This is a genomic window from Alkalibacterium thalassium (assembly GCF_900101165.1).
Taxonomy (GTDB): Bacteria; Bacillota; Bacilli; order Lactobacillales; family Carnobacteriaceae_A; genus Alkalibacterium; species Alkalibacterium indicireducens.
In genome coordinates, this window is sequence record NZ_FNFK01000043.1 from 1 (window position 1) to 16,898 (window position 16,898).

The following is a 16,898-nucleotide window of genomic DNA, read 5'->3' on the forward strand; positions in this document are numbered from 1 at the left end:
CAGTCAAAAAGCTCGAGGCTTCCATGTTTTCCACATGTGAATTCCTCGAGCTTTTGGTATATAAAGTGTTGTTATAAATTTTGGGCAAATTCAAAGAAAAAGCAAACTTTCAAGTAGTTAAAATTGGTTAGTTGATTCCTCCTTTGGTAAAATGAGTTTACACATTGTTTAGAGGAGGATAACTAATGAAGTTTGTCACAGCCCAGCAAAGTCTTGAGGCGTTTGCCACTGAAGTAGAGAATCTGATTCAAAGTGGTGCTTATCATGCAAATGCCCTTCTAGTCGTATCTCTTGAGGAACATGTTTCTGAAGTTAAATCCATGGTGCCGATTGAAATTGAATCGGTCAAAGAGGAGGACTTCAAAAATAGCCACCCGCTTGACGGACATGGTCTTGATGAGAAGGAAGTTAGCTTATATGATGATATATTGAAAAGAGGAGGATATGTCTTGTTTGAAAAAGATAAATAAAAAAAAGAAGTAGTGAAGGAAGAGGGTAACAAAGAGGAAGATATCGGACTCCATGCACCTGGATTTGGTGTGGACCTGGAAGAACCAGATTCAGATGAAACGAATCACGAAGATAATTTCAATCCGGAAAACCCTAATCCACAGGGAGATAAACAGTAAATGGATGTAAGGAAGCCAGTGTGTTTGTATAAACAAACATGCTGGCTTTTTCTCATTTTAAATTGCTATTATCGGTCAAATTAAGTATACTAAAATAGTACAAATCAGGTCATTTGATCTGACAAGTGAATGGACAGGCATCATTTTAGTGAATATTATTCCATTTCAAATTTCCCATGATAATCCGGATTAAAGAATAAATGAGCGGTACCCATATTCGACGGGAGGATGATGACAGATGAACGCAAAAGACTGGTTCACTATTCCAAATATATTGTCATATTTCAGGTTAATACTTATTCCGTATTTTGTAATTGCTTATATGTCTGCTGAATCCCAGGGTGAATATGTGTACGCGACGGGTATTCTGGTCTTGTCCGGACTGACTGATGCTGTAGATGGGTTTATAGCAAGACGCTTTAATCAGGGGACAAAAATCGGACAGCTTCTTGATCCTGTTGCCGATAAACTGACCCAGGTGGCAGTCGTTGCCGTTCTAATGTTGAAGTGGCCGGTGTTTCTCTTTCTATTTATTCTTTTCCTGGTGAAGGAAACTTATATGTTTGTAGAAAACATCCGGCTGTATAAAAAACAGAAAACACTGGATGGATCGATCTGGCCGGGTAAAATTGCTACGATCGTCTTTTACTTCACTATGTTCATTGCTGTTTTTTTCCCAACACTGACTGAGGGCACCGTAGTTCTTCTGGTAGGCGTAGCGAGTATCTTTCAAATCAGTGCATTGTATCATTACAGTAAGTTATTTAGAGATATGCACAGTAACGAAGTATAATAAGGTGTGTTATTATAAAATTCTGATTTACGTGTGATAAACTAGTGGAAAGCAAGAGAAGTAATGTCATGGAAACTGGAGTGGGTACTTGAGATGTAAGTCAAAGTTATGGTTGCGGAGTGGGGCTGGATAATGCAAAGACATACCTTGGAGCCAGTAATGAGTTGAACGTTATCAAATCATTCAATTACCGCCTTTAGAAGACCCCGTATTGCCGTCTTTAACAGATGACCACATGGCACAAAAAAAAAAGGACCCGACAAGATAAACGAACGAAATGGTTGGATATTGCTATTACTATTACTCCGGAACATAATTACTGAATGACCAGCGTGTTGACAAACGCATTAGATTTTATGCATCATATTTTGAATGACAAATCAGCAGGAATCGTCAGTTATGAATTTATGGGTTGAGAATGAACAGCTGAAGAGTTTCGGATAGTCTTGTCATAATTTAAAATACTCATGTAAGAACGCATCCTAATGTGTCAATATCCTAAACTGAAAATTTCTGCCATGGACATAATCGAGGACAATAGCCAGGAATAAAAAACTGAAAATGTGACCCTGCCATACCCACTAGAAAAGTATATGTCTTATTAGGTGGTGAGAAAGATGAATGACAATAAAGACCAGCTTAAAGCATTGACAATTCTGCTTAAAGCATCTTCAAGTGTAGAAAAAGTAGTAAAAAATGATATGGCATCTTATGGATTGAATGCAACCGAGTTTTCAGTACTTGAACTTCTATTCAATAAAGGACGTCAACCAATACAGATGATCGGAAAACAGATCCTGTTAGCTTCAAGCAGCATCACATATGTTGTTGATAGACTAGAGGAAAAAGGATTTGTCGATAGAGTAGCTGATAAGTTTGACAGAAGAGTCACCTTCTGCGAGCTCACGCAGGAAGGTAATAGTCTAATGAAGGAAATATTCCCCAAACATGCGGATAAAATAGCTGAAATTTTTGAAGAATGCACATTAGAAGAAATAAAAACTCTACAGAACACCCTAAAAAAAGTCGGGTATAAAGCAGTCAGCTTACAGGACAATTAAGCTAGGGGCAACCTTTATTCGCTTTCATAATACTCTTATGGTATAATGATTAAAGGAGTATAAAATCTTAATGAAGAATTGAGGGGATGAAAGTGGCTAAAGAAGAGATCACTGCGGAAGTCCAGCAATTGGTTGAAACGGAACTTCGTAAAGGTGCCAGCAACTCCCGAATTGCTAATTTATTAGATTTACCTTATAAAGAAGCAGTCGACATTATTGAAACGATCAAAGAAGATTTAAGACCGGATGTTGGGGATGAAATTATCTTTTCATTTAGAGACGAACCAATGGAAGGAGTTATTGAAAAACTTCTTACAAACAGTGCCATCGTCCGGATCAACTGGAATCATTCTTCTGAAAGAATGCATGATCTGGTTGAAGAAAAAACGGTCGTTAACTTTAAAGATATTGAAGGATTTAAAAATCAAGTGGATGAAGAATAAGCAACTATCAAAAAAAGGCCGTCCCAGGATGGTCTTTTTTGCTTTTTATACACCCTGAAATGAGGAAGTGTAAAAGGGTCACCGCAGAAATATGACTTAAAAAGTTAAACAGGCAGAAAAAATCATACAATAATACAAGAATAAGGAGACCTTTTCAACCAGTGATGACAACGCTTTCAACAAATCTTTCAAAACTGCCTTCACATATAAATCATTATTTTAATCTTGACAGTTTTTTCAAACTAAGTTAGTATTTTGATTGTCAAATAGTTTGATAATCAAACGATATCGACTAAAGGAATAGGAGGAGATGATGTGGACCCAAAAATCAATGAAATAAACGGGTACCTGGTATCTATTTTCAACGATGTGCTGATGATTGAAGAACGGACACTCCAGACAAGTCAGTTCAAGGATGTATCAATCAAAGAAATGCATACCATTGATGCAATTGGTATGTATCAGGAGCACACAACCAGTGAGGTGGCTAAGAAGCTTGGTATTACAGTAGGCACGCTTACAGTTTCGGTCAACAACTTAGTCCGTAAAGGCTATGTGAACCGCGTCCGAAGCGAGAAGGACCGAAGAGTCGTCAAGCTGGCACTGACAAAGAAAGGGCGCCTGCTTTATCGTCTTCATGACAAGTTTCATAGAGATATGGTCCGAGAAACGCTAACGGAAATGAGCGAAGAAGAAGCTGAAGTGCTGATGAAAGGCTTGTTGAATCTTCACAGCTTTCTTGAGCGGACAAAGGAGCAGTTACCGGAGTGATGGACAAGACTCATGTGAAAATATATTCAACTGGAAAATATATCCCACCTCATCGTGTGTCTAATCATGATTTGACGAGCTGGATGGATACGTCTGACGAATGGATCGTCAAACGGACTGGTATCCAGTCTCGTTACTTATCTCGTGGAGACAACACGAGTAACTTGTGTATTAAAGCTGCCCATGATGTACTAGAAGATAGTCATATCGATGCTGATGAAATCGGACTGATCATTGTTGCGACAATGTCACCTGATGGGCAGTCTCCATCTGTTGCCAGTAAAGTGCAGTCAGCGATCCAAGCAGGTCAGGCGATGGCATTTGATATGAACGCAGCTTGTTCAGGTTTTGTCTACGCGCTATCTACAGCAGAAAAAATACTCAGACATGCGCCTTACGGCTATGCCTTAGTGCTTGGCGGAGAGGTCATGTCAAAAGAGATCGACTGGACAGACAGAAAGACGGCAGTGCTTTTCGGTGATGGTGCAGCAGGAGTCCTAATAGGCAAAACAGATGAGGCTGACCAATTTATATCTGAAGATCTTCATGCAAATGGAGATAAAGGAAAGGCACTGACATCTGGGAATAGACAGGTGGACAATCCTCTTGTACAGTCAGACAAATCAATCAGTTACCTGACTATGGATGGAAGAGAGATCTTCAACTTTGTCACTCGCTCGATTCCGGACAGTATCCATAAAGTACTTAACGAGAGCCGGACTGATATAGAAGACATTGATTATTTTCTCCTTCATCAGGCAAATGCACGCATCATAGAAATTATTGCCAAAAAACTGAAACGTCCTCTCGAGACTTTTCCTATGAACATTCAAAATTATGGGAACACATCTGCAGCCAGTCTACCGATACTATTGGACGAGCTTGCAAAAGAAAAAAAAGTGTTGAATGGAAAAAAACAGAAAATCATCTTGAGTGCCTTCGGCGGGGGATTAACCTGGGGAACGCTACTCTTGGAAATAAACTAATGATACAAACTAAAAAACTAATGAACTAATCGGAGGAATTATAAATGACAACTTTTGAAAAAATTCAGGAAATTATCGTAGATCAGCTGGACAAAGAAGAAACCGAAGTACAACTCTCAACGAACTTTAGAGAAGAACTTGAAGCAGACAGCTTGGATCTGTTCCAGATCATAAATGATATCGAAGACGAATTTGACATCAAGATAGAATCTGAAGAGGGTCTGACAACTGTAGAAGATCTAGTAAAATATGTTGAAGGTCAAATCGAATCTTAATTTACAGGAAGGAGCTCCTAGATGAATCAGCCTTTATTAGAGCAAATTGGAATTAAATATCCCATCATACAAGGAGCGATGTCATGGGTTGCCACTCCAAGTCTAGCAGCAGCCGTCTCAAATGCAGGGGGACTGGGCATGCTTGGAGCCGGGCATGAACCAGGTGAGTATGTCAGAAAAATCATTCAAGAAACTAAGAAGATGACAGACAAACCATTTGGTGTGAATGTCCTGCTGCTGTCACCCTATGTTGATGAAGTCGTCGATGTTGTGTGCGAAGAAGGCATAAAAGTCGTGACAACTGGAGCGGGCAGTCCTGGACGATATATGAAAAAGTTCAAGGATGCAGGGATTACTGTGATCCCTGTAGTTGCTTCCGTTGCACTGGCCAGACGGATGGAAAAAGAAGGTGCAGATGCAATCATCTGTGAAGGGATGGAAGCTGGAGGTCATATTGGAAAACTGACAACCATGACTCTAGTTCCTCAGGTCGTTGATGCAGTTCATATTCCAGTAATAGCAGCTGGAGGTATAGCAGATGGCCGGGGAATGGCTGCCGCATTTATGCTGGGAGCGTCTGCGGTACAATTAGGTACACGTTTTGTAGTCGCTTATGAAAGTATTGCTCATGAAAAATTCAAGGAGCGCATTATTAAGGCGAGAGACATTGATACCGTCGTAACTGGTATGATCACAGGTCATCCTGTACGTGTACTTAGAAACAAACTCACAAAAGAATACCTGAAAGTAGAAAAAGAAATTACAAGTGATGAGCATCCGGATTTTTCACGTCTTGAAGAGCTTGGTAAGGGCGCTTTAAGAAAAGCGGTTATTGAAGGTGATAAGGATGGTGGATCATTTATGTCCGGTCAGATTGCCGGACTTGTATCGAAAGAACAGAGTTGTGAGGAGATCATTCAGGAGCTGATGAGTGAATACAAAGAGCTGACAGCTCACCCAGTCGTCTTTAATTGATGTGTAAGGTTCAGTCTAATACTTTGATATTCAAATTAATGGCGATTTACTCATTTATCAGTTATATGAAAGGAAGTTTTTCGTGAAAACTGCATTTGTCTTTAGTGGGCAGGGTGCGCAGTATCTGGGCATGGGGAAAGAATTCTACGACACTTATGCATCTGCCCGCGCTATATTTGATCAAGCCAGTGAGGCATTGGATCTCGATCTTGCTGAAATTTGCTTTAACGATGAAAAGAATATACATTTCACTCCATATACTCAGCCGGCTATTTTGACGGTCAGTCATGCTATTGCTGCAGTCATGGGAGAAGAAGGCATTCATCCGGATTGTTCAGCAGGACTTAGTCTGGGAGAATACAGTGCGCTTGTCGCTTCAGAAGCCATAGGGTTCAAAGAAGCAGTCAGACTTGTCCACAAGAGGGGAAGTCTTATGGAAGAAGCTGTTCCTGACGGAGAAGGAAAAATGGCTGCGGTCATAGGACTGGATGCAGAAGCAGTTGAATCGATCTGTAGCACAGTCACTGAAAATAACTATGTGACCGTAGCAAATTATAATACGCCAAGTCAGCTTGTTCTTTCTGGAACAGCAGAAGGTGTGGAGCAGGCGATGAAGCTGGCCGAAGAACGTGGGGCGAAACGTGTAGTTGAACTGAATGTCAGCGGACCTTTTCATTCTCAATTGCTTGAACCAGCAGCTCAGGAATTTTCTGAAGTCCTGTCTCAGCAGACATTCAACCCGTTAACTATCCCGGTCTATTCTAACGTGACAGCCAGTGCATATCCTGATTCAGGGGCGATTTCTCATCTTCTCACTAAACAGATGACTTCATCTGTCCGTTTTGAACAGATGATTCGAATTATGGCTGAAGATGGGGTAGAGAGATTTATCGAAGTCGGACCTGGAAAAACTTTAAAGTCATTTATCAAAGCAATTGATAGAAGCTTTAAACCGTCGAATGTCGAAAAGCCTAGTCAATTGAATAAATTACTGGAAAAATCGAGTGGATAGTAGGGGTAATATGGATAAAAAAACAATCATAGTAACAGGAAGCACCAGAGGAATCGGTAAAGCGATCGCAGCCTTCTTTCTTAAGAGAGGGCATAATGTCGTTGTTAACGGACGAAAAGACCTGTCAGATGATCTGATGGATTACTTCAACGTTTTCGACGGGACTGTCCATGTTATCAATGGGGACATTAGCGATTCGGCCTTTGCTAAAAAGCTAATCAAGGACACCAGAAAACACTTTGGGTCTGTAGATGTTCTAGTGAATAATGCAGGGATCACACGTGACAATCTGGCCATCAGGTTGTCTGATGATGATTTTGATGCCACGCTTGATGTCAACTTGAAAGGCACGTTTTATACATCTAAAGAAGCGGCTAAAGTGATGCTCAAGCAGCGCTCAGGGCATATCATCAATATGTCCAGTGTTGTCGGAGTAGCTGGAAACGTCGGACAGGCGAACTATGCTGCGAGCAAGGCCGGTGTAATCGGATTGACTAAATCATTGGCCAAGGAGCTGGCTCCAAGAGGGGTGCTGGTTAATGCCATCGCACCTGGTTTCATTGAATCCGATATGACCGATCAGCTGACCGATGAAGTAAAAGAGAAAGCTCTGACGACTATTCCTCTCAACCGCCTTGGTAAAGTTGAAGAGGTAGCTGAGCTGGCAGGGTTTTTAAGTAATCAGAAGTATATTACCGGACAAGTTTTCCACGTTGATGGTGGGATGGTAATGAACGGGTAAATAGTTTAGGAGGCTGAGAATGGAAAGAGTAGTAATTACTGGTCTTGGGGCGATTACGCCTCTTGGCAATTCAGTAGCAGAATTTTGGGATGGACTGAAAAATGGAAGAAACGGCATAGGGCCACTGACCAAATTCGATGGAGAGGCAATCAATGTTCATGTTGCCGGAGAAGTCCGAAACTTTGAGGCTAAGAAAGTCATGGATAGAAAACTGGCTAAGCGTATGGACCCATTTTCGCAGTATGGCGTAGCGGCTGCTCTTGAAGCAGTGAAAGATAGTGAAATTGACATGGATGAAATTGATGCTGATCGCATGGGAGTCATTGTCGGTTCAGGAATTGGCGGACTGAATGCCATGCAGGACCAAATCATCAAAATGCATGAAAAAGGACTGGACCGTGTTGCTCCCTTTTTCGTTCCTATGGCAATAGGAAACATGGTTGCGGGAAATATCTCCATAGCAACTGGAGCAAAAGGACCGAATCTTTCAATCGTCACAGCCTGTGCATCCGGAAACAATTCAATTGGAGAAGCCTATAGAAATATCAAGCACGGCTATGCCGACATCATGCTGGCTGGTGGAGCTGAGGCAAGCATCAATGAAATCGGTATGTCAGGTTTTGCTGCACTGAATGCATTATCAACTAATGAAGATCCTAATGCTGCTTCAACGCCTTTCGACAAGAATCGTCATGGATTCGTCATGGGTGAAGGTGCAGGAGTTCTTGTACTTGAAAGCTTATCTTCTGCTTTAAAACGCAAGGCGAAAATATATGCTGAAATTACAGGTTACGGTGCGACTGGAGACAGTTTCCACATGACTGCCCCTTCTCCAGACGGGTCAGGTGCTGCAAGAGCCATGAAGCAGGCTATCAAAGAGTCTGGAATCGAAGCTGCAGATATTGACTATATCAATGCGCACGGAACATCTACACCTGCCAATGACTCTTCAGAAACCGAGGCCATCAAACTGGCATTAGGTGATGAAGCAGCTGCGAGTGTCGCTGTTTCAAGTACTAAGAGCATGACAGGTCATTTACTTGGAGGTGCAGGGGCAATCGAAGCGATCGCATCCATTAAAGCACTTCAGGAAGGAATACTTCCACCGACAATCAATCTAAGCACACCTGACGAAGCCTGCGACCTGGATTATGTCAGCAATCAGCCAAGAGAAAAAGCAATTCAGTATGCATTAAATAACTCTTTAGGGTTTGGTGGACATAACGCCGTTACCTGCTTCAAGAAATGGGAGGATAAGGAATGAATTTTGAACAGCTGAAAGAGCTGATCGATCACATCGACCGGTCATCTCTTTATGAGTTCGAGATGGAAAATGACGACATCTCCTTAAAATTGAGCAAAAGAAAAACGTATGGTGCTGGTGGTGTAGTGCAGACCCAAGATCAGGTGGAGCCTAATAATCAGGCAGAACCTGCAAGGAAATTCTCACCCTCGTCAGAAGAGGAAACTGCTGCGCAGTCCGCGCCACAAGAGATCGCACCAGATGAAGATCTTCATGAACTGAAGGCGCCCATAGTAGGGACAGGCTACCTGTCTTCTTCACCTGATGCCCCACCATTCGTTAGTGAAGGCGATGCAGTATCTAAAGGTCAGACCATCTGTATCATCGAAGCGATGAAAGTCATGAATGAAATCAAGAGTGACGTAGACGGAACGATCAGCCAAATAATGATCGAAGATGGACAGCCTGTCGAATTCAATCAGTCACTGATCAAAATCAAGCCAAATTAAAGGAGACGACTTATGACTACTATGAACATTAAAGAAATTCAGGAACTGATTCCCAATCGTTACCCGATTTATTTTATTGACAAAGTGACAGAGCTGATTCCAGGTGAACATGTCACCGCTATAAAAAATGTAACGATCAATGAAGAGTTTTTCCAAGGACACTTCCCGGGAGAACCAGTCATGCCAGGTGTACTCATTGTTGAGAGTCTGGCGCAGGCTGGATCGATCCCGCTTTTAAAACTGGATCAGTTCAAGTCTCAGACAGCCTACCTTGGTGGACTGAACAAAGTTAAATTCAAGAAAAAAGTCGTTCCTGGAGATGTGCTTGAATTAAAAGTAGATATCGTCAAGCTTAAAGATTATGCAGGAATCGGTAAAGGTGTCGCATACGTGGATGGCAAGAAGGTCTGTGAAGTAGAAATGACATTCATTATCGGAAGATAGCAGATCACTAAAATTTGTATCTATTAAGGAAGGGTTAGGCATGTTTGAAAAAATATTAGTAGCCAACAGAGGTGAAATAGCTGTACGCATTATTCGTGCCTGCAAAGAACTGGGCATCAAAACGGTAGCCATCTATTCTACTGCCGATGAAGATGCCCTTCATATGCAGTTGGCAGACGAAGCGGTTTGTATTGGTCCACCTAAAGCGTCAGATTCGTACCTGAATATACATAATATTCTGAGTGCAGCGGTACTGACAGGTGCGGAAGCTATTCATCCCGGTTTTGGTTTTCTTTCCGAAAATAGTCTATTTGCTGCGATGTGTGAAGAAGTGAATATTACATTTATCGGACCTGATAAAGAAACAATCGAACAGATGGGGAATAAGTCCAACGCGAGAGAAATGATGCAGAAGGCTAACGTACCCGTCATCCCTGGAAGCCATTCATCTATTACGACCTTGGATGAGCTGCATGACCATGTCCAGTCTATCGGCCTTCCTGTGATTATAAAAGCAGTAGCCGGCGGGGGCGGTAAAGGAATGCGTATGGTATTCGACTCAGATCTGCTAGAATCTAGCTTTCTTCAGGCGCAGTCTGAATCGAAAGCAGCATTCAATGATAACCGTATGTATGTAGAAAAGATCATTACGCCAGCCAAGCATATCGAAGTGCAGATTCTGGCTGACCATCACGGGAATGTTATCCATCTTGGTGAAAGAGACTGTTCTCTTCAAAGAAACCATCAGAAGATCGTTGAGGAAGCACCCAGCTCCTCTTTGACAGATGAAGCTAGAGAGAATATCTGTATGAGTGCAGTGAGAGCTGCTCAGGGAGTAGGGTATAAAAATGCCGGCACGATCGAGTTTTTAGTCGATCAGAACGAGCAGTACTACTTCATGGAGATGAATACGCGCATACAAGTTGAGCATCCTATTACTGAAATGATCACTCATGTCGATATCGTCAAGGAACAGATCCGGATTGCTGCCGGACTGCCACTGACTTTGACTCAGGAAGATATTGAATTTAAAGGACACGCGATAGAATGTCGTATCAATGCTGAAAACCCTGCTTTCAATTTTGCACCTTCTCCAGGAGAAATCACGTACCTGAACATGCCATCAGGCGGCTTAGGTCTGCGTGTGGATACAGCGATGTTTGCGGGAGGAATAATTCCGCCCCACTATGATTCGATGATTGCAAAGATAATTACTCATGGTCAGACTAGAGAAGATGCTGTACGTAAAATGATCCGGGCACTCGACGAAATGGTTGTAGAAGGTATCCAGACTAATCTTGATTTTCAATATGATCTACTAAGTCATGAAGCATTTGAATCTGGTGAGTATACGACGGAAACCTTGTCCCAGCAGATCATTCCTGACTGGTTGAACGAGAAGGAGGCGGAGAATGAGGCTATTTAAAAAAAGGCCCTATATTTCTATACAGAAAAGCACCTCTCAAAACGGGCCGACTGTTCCGGATGGGATGTTTGAAAAATGTCCTCAATGTAAACAGTCCGTGTATGTGAAGAGTTTAGGGCAGGAAAGAATATGTCCTAACTGCCACTACGCCTTCCGTATCCGTGCTCAGGAAAGACTGGCACTCACTGTTGATCCAAATAGTTTCTCAGAATGGGACGGCGAGGTGCATGCGTCAGATCCGCTTCAGTTTCCAGGATATGAAGAAAAAATTCAGAACGTCCAAATAAATACCGGATTAAGGGAGGCTGTTCTGACCGGGCAGGCACGATTTAATTCAATTGAATCGGCCATTGGAATTATGGATTCACACTTCATTATGGGAAGCATGGGCCAGGCTGTCGGAGAAAAAATAACCCGGTTATTTGAAAGAGCGACTGAGAAGAATCTACCTGTTGTACTTTTTACAGCATCCGGTGGCGCCAGAATGCAGGAAGGAATCTTTTCGCTTATGCAGATGGCTAAAACCAGCGCGGCAATTAAAAGGCATTCAGAAAAGGGGCTCTTTTATCTGACAGTGATCACCGACCCTACAACAGGTGGGGTGACAGCAAGCTTTGCTATGCTGGGAGACATCATACTGGCTGAACCAGGAGCACTAATAGGTTTTGCGGGCAAACGGGTGATTGAACAGACAATTAAAGAATCTCTGCCTGATGACTTCCAACTTGCTGAGACAGTATTAAAAAATGGTTTTATAGACCAGATAGTCGAACGGGAAAAATTAAAATCTGTAATCAGTCAGCTTCTGGAACTGCATGTCGATCCAGAAGGAACATTAAAGGAGGAGTCTGAATGAATGATGTCATGTCTGTGGTCTCCTCTGCCAGAAAAACCGATCGAATCAATATGAAAGACATTACAAGTATGATGATCGATGACTTCATCGAACTGCATGGTGACAGAGTGTTTAAAGATGACCCTGCTATCATTGGTGGAATCGGGAAACTGAACGGCCGGGCAGTGACTGTAATTGGGAACCAGAAAGGGACAACAGTCGAGGAAAATGTCCGAACTAACTTTGGATCGGCACACCCGGAAGGGTACCGTAAATCCCTTCGACTGATGAAACAAGCTGAGAAGTTCAATAGACCCGTTCTCAACTTTATCAACACCTCTGGGGCATACTGTGGAGTTGAAGCTGAAGAAAGGGGTCAGGGTGAAGCGATTGCCCGGAACTTGCTGGAAATGAGCGATCTTTCCGTGCCTGTTCTCTCAGTAATCATAGGAGAAGGTGGAAGCGGGGGTGCGTTGGCTCTGGCATTGTCTGATGAAGTATGGATGATGGAGTTCTCCATTTATTCCATCCTGTCACCTGAAGGATTCGCGTCTATTCTATGGAAAGATGCCAAGAAAGCCAGCGATGCAGCTGAACTGATGAAGCTGACTTCATCTGATTTGTTGAAACTTGGGATCATCGAAAAAGTGATACCTGAGACTGAAAAACAAGAAGCACTTGAAAAAGATCAGATTATCGCCAATATGAAAAAAGAAATTGATGAAAAGCTTTTTGAACTCGTTCGAGTTTCAAAGAATGAGCTCATACGTAAGCGATATGACCGATTCAGACAATATTAGTTGAAGCAATGGGATGGAATGATCCTGTTGCTTTTATTTATTCCATGTTTTGCAGCAGAAGGCTTGTGGTACAATATAGCTGAGGAGTGTTGTGATATGGGAGATAAGATAGAATTCCCTAAGAACTACGGGACATATATGCATCATGCATTGAGTGCGCTGCAGGACGCAGACTATAAGCGGGCAATTACACATATGAAAAAGGCATATGCGATCAAAGATGAAAACAGCCTGAATATTCTGCTGGTGTCGACATTATTTCAGAATGGGCAGATCAGTGAAGCACTTGACTACGCAGAAGAGAAAGAATCCTTTTACCTGACAAACGAAAAGAGACTGCTTGTTTATATCGAGCTGCTTATCTACAATTACCAGTTTTTGTTAGCTCAAAAATTGCTGGACGATGAAATCAGGTTAGCTACTTCGGAAAACTTGGCCAGCTGGCAGAATCTTAAGGACACTTTAGAGCAGAAAAAACTTGAAGCAGAAAAAGAACGTCACCAGACAGAAATCGAGCGCAAGAAAAAACTGTTTTCTTTAGCCTCATTGACGCCTGATGAGCAGTTTGCTCTGATACAGGAAGCGGATGAGATGAAGACGGACAATTTGATTCATGCGGCACCATCTGTTTTTCAGAACCCATACGTTCATCCGTTTGCCCGGTCCGGATTTCTGTCTGTACTTATTGACAGAAGAGTAAATCAGTCTTTTTCATATACTTGGCTGAATGAGACTAGAAAGGTCACACCAGCAACTATGAGCACGTTTGAAAATCATCCGGTCGTACAGGACATGTATTCTAAAATTGAAGAATTATTCATCAGTAATCCTTCATTAAAAGTGCTGGTCGAACAGGAAGCGAATGCTGTTCTTCTCATGCTCTTTCCGTTTATCGATGAAGCCATTCAAAAAGAAGATATTACAGCATGGATTTATACAATAGCAGAGGGGATACAGCCCGAGCAGGATGAAGTTGAACAAGTGTCTGAGGAGAAACAGGCTTATATTAACAGCTGGGTCAGCAGAGTGTATCAGGAGTTGCTGTGAATTAAGCATCCGCAGTTTACATTAGCCTTTAAATATTGTATGATAATTAAGTATGTTTAATTAATAAATAGTGAACAGGCTTATTTCCACAGTGTTGGAAATAATGACGATTGCTAGCAGACTAATCAATTCGGAGGGTAATTATATATGGAAACAAATTTTGAAAAAACAGGTGCTACAACAGGCCGTCTGGAATTCACGATCGATCAAGAAACAGTACAAAAAGGACTGGATAAAACATTCAAGAAAGTTCAGAAAAACTTGAACGTACCAGGATTCCGTAAAGGACGAGTGCCACGACGTATTTTCAATCAGATGTACGGTGAAGCTGCACTTTACGAAGACACGCTTAACGACCTGCTGCCTGCAGCTTATTCTAAAGCTGTACAGGAAGCTGGCATCGAACCTGTAGCTCAGCCTAATATTGATATCAAATCAGTTGAAAAGAACCAGGATTGGGAACTGATTGCTGAAGTCACTCTTAAACCTGAAGTTGAGCTTGGACAGTACAAAGAAATCGAAGTAACCAAACAGGACCGTAACGTTTCTGAAGAAGACGTAGATGCAGCACTGGATCGCCGTCGTGAGAGCCTTGCTGAACTGACTATTAAAGAAGATGCAGCAGAAGAAGGCGACACGGTTGTCATCGATTACGAAGGATTCGTTGGCGATGAAGCATTTGAAGGTGGAAAAGGTGAGAACCACTCACTAGTTCTTGGATCTAACTCATTCATCCCTGGTTTTGAAGATCAGCTGGTTGGCGTTAAAGCAGGAGACGAGAAAGACGTTACAGTTACTTTCCCAGAAGAGTATCACTCAGATGAACTTGCTGGAAAAGAAGCTGTATTTAAAGTCAAGGTTCACGAAGTTAAAGTGAAAGAATTGCCTGAACTTGACGATGAGTTCGTTAAAGATCTTGATGAAGACGTAGAAACAGTGGATGAATTGAAAGAAAAAATCCGCAAAGAACTTGAAGAAAGCAAGACTACTGCCGCTGACGATGCCAGAGATGACGAAGCTATCAGAAAAGCAGTAGAAAATGCTAAAATTGAAGAGATTCCACATGAAATGGCTCACGAAGAAGTACACCGTCAGATGGATATGTTCCTGAACAACTTGAAACAGCAGGGCATTTCACCTGAAATGTACTACCAGATGACAAACTCAACAGAAGAGGATCTTCACAAGCAGTTTGAAGGCGATGCAGAATTTAACGTACGCACTAACCTGGTACTTGAAGCAATTGTTGCAGCTGAGAACCTTGTTGCGACTGAGGAAGACATGGAAAAAGAAATCTCTGATCTGGCTAAGCAGTACAACATGCCTGAAGACCAAGTACGCAGCGTACTTTCTCCAGAGCTTCTTAACAGAGACATCTCATTGAAAAAAGCAATTGACCTGATCACTTCAACTGCTAAAGAAACACTTGAAGCAGCAGAAGAGTCAGACGAAGCGTAAAACTGTTTAAATGTAAATGGGAATGCCTAACGTGCATTCCCGTTTTTCATAAATTCATAAAATTTTATTAGGCTATGAGAGAGGTGACCGTGCCTATGTTTAACGATGACGATCAAAAAGGAAATATCTCATGTTCATTCTGCGGGAAATCACAGGAGCAAGTAAAGAAAATCGTGGCAGGTCCTGGCGTTTATATCTGTAATGAATGTGTTGACTTATGCCAGGAAATTATGGAAGAAGAGTTCAGCAAGCAGTCATTCGACGGTGAAATGAACGTTCCTAAGCCTCATGAGATTCGAGAAATACTGAATGAGTATATCATCGGTCAGGAAGCGGCTAAAAAGGCTCTTTCTGTAGCGGTATACAATCACTACAAACGTATCAACAGTCTAGATGAAGACACAGAAGATGGCATTGAACTTCAGAAAAGTAACATCTGTCTGATCGGTCCTACAGGGTCGGGTAAAACGTACCTGGCACAGACGCTTGCACGCATTCTGAACGTTCCTTTTGCAATAGCTGATGCAACGAATCTGACCGAAGCGGGGTATGTTGGAGAAGATGTTGAGAACATTCTACTGAAACTCCTCCAGTCAGCTGATTACGATGTAGAGCTGGCACAACGCGGAATCATTTATGTCGATGAGATCGATAAAATCGCCCGCAAGTCGGAAAATGTCTCTATCACAAGAGACGTCAGTGGGGAAGGTGTACAGCAGGCGCTTTTAAAAATTCTTGAAGGAACGACTGCAAGTGTGCCGCCTCAAGGAGGCAGAAAACACCCTCATCAGGAACTGATTCAGATTGATACTACAAATATCCTCTTTATTGTCGGAGGGGCCTTCGACGGAATAGAAACGATTGTAAAAAATCGTCTGGGGGATAAAGTAATCGGATTTGGTGCTGCAAGCAAGCGTAAAGAAGCAGATGAGAAGCAGAGCATCATACAGCAGATTATACCTGAAGATTTACTGAAATATGGTCTGATTCCTGAATTTATCGGTCGACTCCCGATTACAGCTGTACTTGAGAAGCTGAATGAAGACGATCTGGTCGAAATTCTGACGAAGCCTAAAAACTCGCTGGTCAAACAGTATAAAAAACTGCTGCAAATCGATGAGGTAGAACTTGAATTTGAGGAGCAGGCTCTTCGTGGAATCGGTAAAAAGGCAATCGAACGAGATACTGGTGCGCGTGGGCTGAGATCGATCATTGAAAGCATTATGATGGATATCATGTTTGAAGTGCCCAGCAGACCGGACATTAAGAAAGTCGTTATAACCGAAGAAACAGTGGAAACACAGATGAATCCTATCTTTTATGATGAAGATGGGCAGAAAGTTAGCTAATTAAATAAAAAAAGCTTCGGCTACGCCTTCGCCCTTTTGGGATAGTGCGTAGCCATTACTTTTTCAGTTCTGAATTATCGTAGACGATACCGTGAATACT

Annotated in this window: 20 protein-coding genes; all 20 read left to right on the forward strand. The window is 42.2% G+C overall.

What is annotated here, in order from left to right:
• Positions 1 to 185 precede the first annotated feature (185 nt).
• Entirely contained in the window at positions 186 to 470 is a 285-nt protein-coding gene (locus tag BLR76_RS08550; RefSeq protein ID WP_091268035.1) for a hypothetical protein, read from the forward strand.
• A 12-nt stretch (positions 471 to 482) separates the two neighbouring features.
• Positions 483 to 629 (forward strand): hypothetical protein, encoded by a 147-nt coding sequence (locus BLR76_RS11840; protein WP_176759664.1) that lies wholly within the window; start codon positions 483 to 485, stop codon positions 627 to 629.
• Between the two features lie 238 nt (positions 630 to 867).
• Complete coding sequence (locus tag BLR76_RS08555) at positions 868 to 1,422, forward strand: CDP-alcohol phosphatidyltransferase family protein (protein ID WP_091268037.1); 555 nt, start codon at positions 868 to 870, stop codon at positions 1,420 to 1,422.
• A 617-nt stretch (positions 1,423 to 2,039) separates the two neighbouring features.
• Positions 2,040 to 2,483, forward strand: coding sequence for a MarR family winged helix-turn-helix transcriptional regulator (locus BLR76_RS08560; protein WP_091268040.1), 444 nt, complete (start codon positions 2,040 to 2,042; stop codon positions 2,481 to 2,483).
• A gap of 86 nt (positions 2,484 to 2,569) precedes the next feature.
• A complete protein-coding gene (locus BLR76_RS08565; RefSeq protein WP_091268042.1) occupies positions 2,570 to 2,926 on the forward strand; it encodes a DUF2187 family protein in 357 nt (118 codons plus the stop codon).
• A 315-nt stretch (positions 2,927 to 3,241) separates the two neighbouring features.
• Positions 3,242 to 3,697: a fatty acid biosynthesis transcriptional regulator FabT gene (gene fabT, locus BLR76_RS08570; protein WP_176759666.1), complete on the forward strand. Its 456-nt coding sequence runs from the start codon at positions 3,242 to 3,244 to the stop codon at positions 3,695 to 3,697.
• Positions 3,697 to 4,683, forward strand: coding sequence for a beta-ketoacyl-ACP synthase III (locus BLR76_RS08575; RefSeq protein WP_091268045.1), 987 nt, complete (start codon positions 3,697 to 3,699; stop codon positions 4,681 to 4,683). Before fabT ends, BLR76_RS08575 begins: the two co-directional genes overlap by 1 nt.
• A gap of 44 nt (positions 4,684 to 4,727) precedes the next feature.
• The gene (locus BLR76_RS08580) at positions 4,728 to 4,958 is read left to right on the forward strand and encodes an acyl carrier protein (RefSeq protein WP_091268048.1); all 231 of its coding nucleotides are present in this window, start codon (positions 4,728 to 4,730) and stop codon (positions 4,956 to 4,958) included.
• Between the two features lie 21 nt (positions 4,959 to 4,979).
• The gene (gene fabK, locus BLR76_RS08585; protein WP_091268050.1) at positions 4,980 to 5,933 is read left to right on the forward strand and encodes an enoyl-[acyl-carrier-protein] reductase FabK; all 954 of its coding nucleotides are present in this window, start codon (positions 4,980 to 4,982) and stop codon (positions 5,931 to 5,933) included.
• Between the two features lie 82 nt (positions 5,934 to 6,015).
• Positions 6,016 to 6,945, forward strand: coding sequence for an ACP S-malonyltransferase (gene fabD, locus BLR76_RS08590; RefSeq protein ID WP_091268053.1), 930 nt, complete (start codon positions 6,016 to 6,018; stop codon positions 6,943 to 6,945).
• A 10-nt stretch (positions 6,946 to 6,955) separates the two neighbouring features.
• On the forward strand, positions 6,956 to 7,687 hold the full coding sequence (fabG, locus tag BLR76_RS08595) for a 3-oxoacyl-[acyl-carrier-protein] reductase (RefSeq protein ID WP_091268055.1): 732 nt from the start codon (positions 6,956 to 6,958) through the stop codon (positions 7,685 to 7,687).
• A 19-nt stretch (positions 7,688 to 7,706) separates the two neighbouring features.
• Positions 7,707 to 8,951 carry a beta-ketoacyl-ACP synthase II gene (gene fabF, locus BLR76_RS08600; RefSeq protein WP_091268058.1) on the forward strand — a complete coding sequence of 415 codons (1,245 nt, stop codon included), beginning with the start codon at positions 7,707 to 7,709 and terminating at the stop codon, positions 8,949 to 8,951.
• Positions 8,948 to 9,439, forward strand: coding sequence for an acetyl-CoA carboxylase biotin carboxyl carrier protein (gene accB / locus BLR76_RS08605; RefSeq protein WP_091268061.1), 492 nt, complete (start codon positions 8,948 to 8,950; stop codon positions 9,437 to 9,439). Before fabF ends, accB begins: the two co-directional genes overlap by 4 nt.
• A 21-nt stretch (positions 9,440 to 9,460) precedes the next feature.
• Positions 9,461 to 9,883, forward strand: coding sequence for a 3-hydroxyacyl-ACP dehydratase FabZ (gene fabZ / locus BLR76_RS08610; protein ID WP_176759667.1), 423 nt, complete (start codon positions 9,461 to 9,463; stop codon positions 9,881 to 9,883).
• Positions 9,884 to 9,923: 40 nt separating this feature from the next.
• The gene (gene accC / locus BLR76_RS08615; RefSeq protein WP_091268068.1) at positions 9,924 to 11,309 is read left to right on the forward strand and encodes an acetyl-CoA carboxylase biotin carboxylase subunit; all 1,386 of its coding nucleotides are present in this window, start codon (positions 9,924 to 9,926) and stop codon (positions 11,307 to 11,309) included.
• Complete coding sequence (accD, locus tag BLR76_RS08620; RefSeq protein ID WP_091268069.1) at positions 11,296 to 12,165, forward strand: acetyl-CoA carboxylase, carboxyltransferase subunit beta; 870 nt, start codon at positions 11,296 to 11,298, stop codon at positions 12,163 to 12,165. The genes accC and accD overlap by 14 nt, the downstream gene beginning before the upstream one ends.
• Positions 12,162 to 12,944: an acetyl-CoA carboxylase carboxyltransferase subunit alpha gene (locus BLR76_RS08625; RefSeq protein WP_091268071.1), complete on the forward strand. Its 783-nt coding sequence runs from the start codon at positions 12,162 to 12,164 to the stop codon at positions 12,942 to 12,944. The genes accD and BLR76_RS08625 overlap by 4 nt, the downstream gene beginning before the upstream one ends.
• A 96-nt stretch (positions 12,945 to 13,040) precedes the next feature.
• Complete coding sequence (locus BLR76_RS08630) at positions 13,041 to 13,991, forward strand: hypothetical protein (RefSeq protein ID WP_091268073.1); 951 nt, start codon at positions 13,041 to 13,043, stop codon at positions 13,989 to 13,991.
• Positions 13,992 to 14,138: 147 nt separating this feature from the next.
• Entirely contained in the window at positions 14,139 to 15,449 is a 1,311-nt protein-coding gene (gene tig / locus BLR76_RS08635; RefSeq protein ID WP_091268076.1) for a trigger factor, read from the forward strand.
• A gap of 95 nt (positions 15,450 to 15,544) precedes the next feature.
• The gene (clpX, locus tag BLR76_RS08640; RefSeq protein WP_091268078.1) at positions 15,545 to 16,798 is read left to right on the forward strand and encodes an ATP-dependent Clp protease ATP-binding subunit ClpX; all 1,254 of its coding nucleotides are present in this window, start codon (positions 15,545 to 15,547) and stop codon (positions 16,796 to 16,798) included.
• Positions 16,799 to 16,898 lie beyond the last annotated feature (100 nt).